5 protein-coding genes are annotated in these 4,436 nt (G+C 73.6%); all 5 read right to left on the bottom strand.

Annotated features, from left to right (window positions below):
* Window positions 1–87: 87 nt before the first annotated feature.
* Window positions 88–1,464, bottom strand: coding sequence for an MFS transporter (locus tag HLB15_RS22675; RefSeq protein WP_171108912.1), 1,377 nt, complete (start codon window positions 1,462–1,464; stop codon window positions 88–90).
* 153 nt (window positions 1,465–1,617) lie between these two features.
* On the bottom strand, window positions 1,618–2,379 hold the full coding sequence (locus HLB15_RS22670) for an ABC transporter permease (RefSeq protein ID WP_171108910.1): 762 nt from the start codon (window positions 2,377–2,379) through the stop codon (window positions 1,618–1,620).
* A complete protein-coding gene (locus tag HLB15_RS22665; protein ID WP_171108908.1) occupies window positions 2,376–3,206 on the bottom strand; it encodes an ABC transporter ATP-binding protein in 831 nt (276 codons plus the stop codon). Before HLB15_RS22665 ends, HLB15_RS22670 begins: the two co-directional genes overlap by 4 nt.
* Window positions 3,207–3,241: 35 nt before the next feature.
* The gene (locus HLB15_RS22660; protein ID WP_171108906.1) at window positions 3,242–4,084 is read right to left on the bottom strand and encodes a DUF4097 family beta strand repeat-containing protein; all 843 of its coding nucleotides are present in this window, start codon (window positions 4,082–4,084) and stop codon (window positions 3,242–3,244) included.
* A gap of 121 nt (window positions 4,085–4,205) precedes the next feature.
* On the bottom strand, window positions 4,206–4,436 hold a 231-nt coding region (locus HLB15_RS22655; protein ID WP_171108904.1), incomplete at its 5' end, for a toxin-antitoxin system HicB family antitoxin.

Genomic DNA, 4,436 nt, shown 5'->3' with positions numbered 1-4,436 from the left:
GCACTCAGCGCGCGGTTCGGCCCGGCGGCGCCAGGGTGGCTCCCTCGACGTCCGGGCACGCGAGCACCTGGTGCAGCTCCGCCTCGGTCACGGCGGTCGGCCGCCGGGCGTCGCGCTCGCGGCGGGGTCCGTCGCGGGCTCGTGCCGCCCGGCGGCGGTGGCGCGGTCCTCCGCGCGCACGGTGCCCTGCAGCAGCGGGATGAGCAGCACGCCGAGCGCGGAGAAGCCGACGAGCACGATCCACGCCGAGGTGCCCGCACCCCAGGCGCCCTCGGCCCAGCCGTACAGGTAGGGACCGAGGAACCCGCCGAGCAGGCCGAGCGTGTTGATGAACGCGAGGCCTGCCGCGGCCATGAGCCCGGACATGCGTGCGGTGGCGACCGACCAGTAGATCGGCAGCACGCCGATGAGGAAGAACATGGCGAGCACGATGAGCGAGATGCGCAGCACGGGGGCGGTGGCGAGCACGTAGGCGACCGACGTCGCGGCGGTGCCGATCGAGCACCAGACGATGACGCGCACCTCGTCGCGCACGCGGCGCTGGACGGCGGGGATCAGCAGGACGCCGAGCAGTGCGCCGATCCCGACGCTGCCGCTGACGAGGCCGACGAGGAACGGTCTGCTGATGTCGATGCTCTCGACGATGGACGGGAAGTTGTACTGGATCGCCACCGAGGCGACCTGGTTGGCGAAGTAGACGGCGGCGAGCGCGAGGATGAACGGGCGGCCGAAGGCGACGCGGACGTTGCCGCGCAGGGTGGTGTGCGCGGGCGCGCCACGGGTCGCGGCGCGCTCCTCCAGCACGGCGGCCTCCTCGGGCGTGAGCCAGCGCGCGTCGGACGGCTTGTTCGGCAGCCACCGCCAGACGGCGAGGCCGACCAGGATCGTGAACGAGCCCTCGATGAGGAACATCCACTGCCAGCCGTGCAGGCCGCTGGCGCCCGCGAGCTCCATGAGGGCGCCGCCCAGCGGGCCGCCCAGGGTGAGCCCCGCGCAGACGGCGAGATAGAGCAGGCCGACCATGGTGGCGCGCTGGGACTGCGCGAACCAGACCGTGATGATGTACATGAGGGCGGGGAAGAGGCCCGCCTCGGCCGCGCCGAGCAGGAAGCGCACGACGTAGAAGCTCGTCTCGCCCTGCACGAACATCATCGCGGTGGTCAGGGCGCCCCACGTGATCGCGATCCGGGTGATCCAGGCGCGCGGGCCCACCCGGTGCATGATCAGGTTGCTCGGCACCTCGAGCAGCGCGTAGCTGAGGAAGAAGATGCCGGCGCCCAGGCCGTACGCCGCGGCCCCGATGCCGACGTCGGTCTCGAGCGAGGACTTGGCGAGGCCGACGTTGGTGCGGTCCACGAAGGCCATGAAGTAGGCGAGGCAGAGCAGCGGGAGCAGGTGGAGCACGGCCTTGCGGCTGGCGACGGCGTGCAGCGCGTCGCGGGCCGCGGCCTGCGGCTGGTCCATGGGAGTCCTCTCGACGTTGAGTGGCACGCCGTGCCGTCTCGGCACGGGAGAAACGGCACGCAGTGTCACGAATGTGGCACAGGTCACCCCCGGGTGGCAAGGGCGTGCCCCGGCCGGATCCGGCCGGGGCACGCGGTGGCGGGAACGGCGTGGTCAGGAGACGCGCCGGCGGTACGCGGACATCGCGGCCGCCCAGGCGACGAGCAGGATGCCGACGCACCAGGCGAGAGCGACCCAGACGTCCGTGCCGACCGGTTGCTCGGCCAGCAGGTCGCGGATCGCGTCGACGATCGAGGTGACGGGCTGGTGCTCGGCGAACCAGCGCACCGGCCCCGGCATGGTCTCCGTCGGCACGAACGCCGAGCTGATGAACGGCAGGAAGATGAGCGGGTAGGAGAACGCGCTCGCGCCGTCCACGGTTCTCGCGGACAGGCCGGCGACCACGGCGAGCCAGGTCAGGGCCAGCGTGAACAGGGCGACGACGCCCGCCACGGCGAGCCAGGCGAGCACGCCAGCCCCGGAGCGGAAGCCCAGGAGCAGGGCGACCAGCACGACCACCGCCACCGAGACCAGGTTGGCCACCAGCGAGGTGAGCACGTGCGCCCACAGCACGGACGACCGGGCGATCGGCATGGACCGGAACCGCTCGAGGATGCCGCCCTGCAGGTCCAGGAACAGCCGGTAGGCCGTGTAGGCGACGCCCGACGCCACGGTGATGAGCAGGATGCCCGGCAGCAGGTAGGTGACGTAGCTCTCCGTGCCGGTCCGGATCGCGCCGCCGAACACGTAGACGAACAGCAGCATGAGGGCGAGCGGGGTCACCGCGGTGGTGACGATGGTGTCGGGGCTGCGCAGGACGTGGGTCAGGGACCGTCCGGTCAGCGCGGCGGTGTCGCCGAGGAAGCTCCTGCTCATCGGTCGTCCTCCGGGTCGCTCGTGGGAGTGGTGGTGGGGGTGGTGCCGCCGACGAGCGCGAGGAAGACGTCCTCCAGGGACGGCTGCCTCTCCACGTACTCGACCGTGGCGGGCGGCAGGAGCGCCTTGAGCTCGGCCGGCGTGCCGTCGGCGACGACGCGGCCCTCGTGCAGGATCGCGATCCGGTCGGCGAGCTGGTCGGCCTCGTCGAGGTACTGGGTGGTGAGCAGGACGGTGGTGCCGTCCTCGGCCAGCGTCCTGACGGTCTGCCAGACCTCGAGGCGCGCCTGCGGGTCGAGGCCCGTGGTGGGCTCGTCGAGGACGATGACGGATGGGTCACCGATCAGGCTCATCGCGATGTCGAGACGGCGGCGCATGCCGCCGGACCAGGTGCCCGCCCGGCGGCCGCCGGCCTCGGTGAGCCGGAAGCGGGCCAGCAGGTCGTCCGCGACCCGGCCGGGGTCGGGCAGGTGCCGCAGCCGGGCGATCAGGACGAGGTTCTCCCGGCCGGTGAGGATCTCGTCGACGGCCGCGAACTGGCCGGTGAGGCTGATGGACTCGCGCACGTCGGCCGCCTGGGTGGCGACGTCGAACCCATTGACGCTCGCGGTGCCCGCGTCGGCGGCCAGCAGCGTGGACAGGATCCGCACCAGCGTGGTCTTCCCGGCGCCGTTGGAGCCGAGGAGCGCGACGATGCTGCCGCGGGCGACGTCGAGGTCGACGCCGCGCAGGACGGGCAGGTCCGTGCGGTCCTTCTGGGGGTAGGACTTCTCGATGGCGCGGACCCGGATCGCGGTCTCGCGACCCGGCGCGGTGGGCAGGCTCATGTCTTGTCCCTCTCCGGGGTGGGGTCCGGGGCCGGTCAGGGGCGGCGGACGATGACGTCGCCCCAGCCGGTGCTGGCGTGGATCTCGGCGGTGGCCTCGTGCTCGACGGGGCCGTCGGCGGGCGCGAGGTCGTTGCGGACGCTGCCGTGCTCCGAGCTGACGTCGAGCCAGGCGGCCGTGCCCTCCGGCACGTCGATCTCGATGGAGCCGTACGACGTCGTGGCGGTGACGCTGCCGGAGTCGACGCGCTCGACGCGGACGCCCGCGTGCGCCGACCTGACCGTGAGCGCACCGTGGACGCGGTGCACCACGACCTCGGCGTGCGCCCCGGTGACGTCGAGCGTGCCGGTCACCGAGCCGATGATGGTGGGGCCGTTGGCGGCGCGGACGGTACCCTCGCCGGCGATCTCGGTGATCCGGACGCCGCCCGCGGACGCCTTGACCCGGGTGGGACCGGTGGCGCGGCCCACGACGACGGACCCGGCCGAGACGGTGAGGTCCAGGCAGCCGGCCTCGTCCAGCCGCGCGTCGCCGCCGTTGAGGGTGAGGTCGACGGTGCCGAGCCGGCCCTCCGCGGACAACGACCCGGCCTTGCCACGCAGGTCGGAGCCCGTGGGCACCTCGATGGTGACGATCGCCCCGCCGGCCGAGAACGGCATGACGTACTGCTTCCAGGAGCTCGGGGAGACGATCGTGACGGCGTCGCCGTCGCGGACGACGCGGGTCTGCTCGGCGGCGCGCACCGCGCCGGTCCTCGAGGGGTCGGCGGGCTCCACGGTGACGACGACGTCGTCGCGCTCGCTCGCGGCGACGCGCAGGGTGCCGAACGGGACGTCGACGACGACGGGGACGGGGGCGGGTGCGGGGAACGTGGGCATGGGGGCTCCAGGAGGCGGGTGGTGGCGGGCGGTCGGGTGGTCGGGCGGTCGGGTGCGGACGATGCCTGGGTGCGACGGTGTGGTGTCAGGTGGTGTCGCGGTGGTGTCGGATCGGCCCGGGTCAGCGCACCCAGCCGGTCAGGCGTGTGCCGCCGGGGCGGCCGGGCGGGGTCTGCACCTCGGGCCGGCCCGGGGGCTGCTCGAGGGCGGCGGCGACGGCGCGGACGAGCCAGGTGTTGACGGAGACGCCGTCGCGGGCGGCGGCGGCCTCGGCGCGGGTCTTGAGGTGGTCGGGCAGGCGCAGCGTGGTGCGCGTCGTCGTGCCGGGGTCGGTGTCGGCGGGGTCGGGGAC

Source organism: Promicromonospora citrea, assembly GCF_013004695.1.
GTDB lineage: Bacteria > Actinomycetota > Actinomycetes > Actinomycetales > Cellulomonadaceae > Promicromonospora > Promicromonospora citrea.
This window is presented reverse-complemented; position numbering and strand designations above follow the sequence as displayed.